This window comes from Nonomuraea sp. MG754425 (assembly GCF_021699195.1).
GTDB lineage: Bacteria > Actinomycetota > Actinomycetes > Streptosporangiales > Streptosporangiaceae > Nonomuraea.
This window is the reverse complement of record NZ_SSXE01000465.1, coordinates 1-716: the sequence shown is the minus strand read 5'-3', so window position 1 is coordinate 716 and position 716 is coordinate 1. Positions and strand designations below refer to the sequence as shown.

Genomic DNA, 716 nt, shown 5'->3' with positions numbered 1-716 from the left:
CCTGGGCCTGTGGTGGTACTTCCAGCCCGTCCCCCTCGGGGACCGAGACCTCGCCGCCCTCGCCCGGACCGTCCATGCCGCCACGGCCACGCCGTTGCCCGGACCCGCGGGCGGGCGGCGGTTCCGCGCCGGGCACCGGCCCGAGGGCGCGTTCACAGGAGACGTGCTTGCGCAGCGCGGTGCGGTCGGGCCGGTAGTACGCAGGCGCGGGCGGGCCGGCGCGGTCCGGATGCCGGGCGAAGCGGTCGATGAGGCGCAGCAGCCGCTGGTTGCTCGGGCCGTCCATCAGGGCATGGTGCGTCTCCATTCCGAGGAGGATCTCGTGGTCGCCGGGGAAGACGGTCAGGTCGATCAGCGCTCCGCCGTGCCGCGCCGACTCGGGGTCGATCCGGTCCGGGCCGTTCAGCCAGGCCAGGGCAGGGTCGCGACCCCCGCCACCGGTGTGGATCCGTAACGTCCGGTCCGCCGGGAGCCACACCTGCTCCGTCCTGCCGTCACGGGTGCGGAAGCGCCGTCTGAAGGGGTCGAAGGCCGACAGGAGGAGGGAGAGCGTTTCGGTGAACGCGGCGACGTCGGGCACGCCCGTCACGGCCAGGAGCTGGCGGGGCAGGTAGACACCCGGGCGGACGCCGGCGTGGTGCAGCATGAGCCGCTGCATCGTGCCGGCCGGCAGGGGCTCCTCGGTGAAGCAGGTGCCGGAGCGCGCCGGTGCGGGG

General features: G+C 74.9%; 1 protein-coding gene. It reads right to left on the bottom strand.

Annotated elements, in window-relative coordinates:
* Nucleotides 1–716, bottom strand: a 716-nt coding sequence (locus tag FAF44_RS53505; RefSeq protein WP_237111168.1) for a hypothetical protein, incomplete at both ends; no start/stop codon positions are given.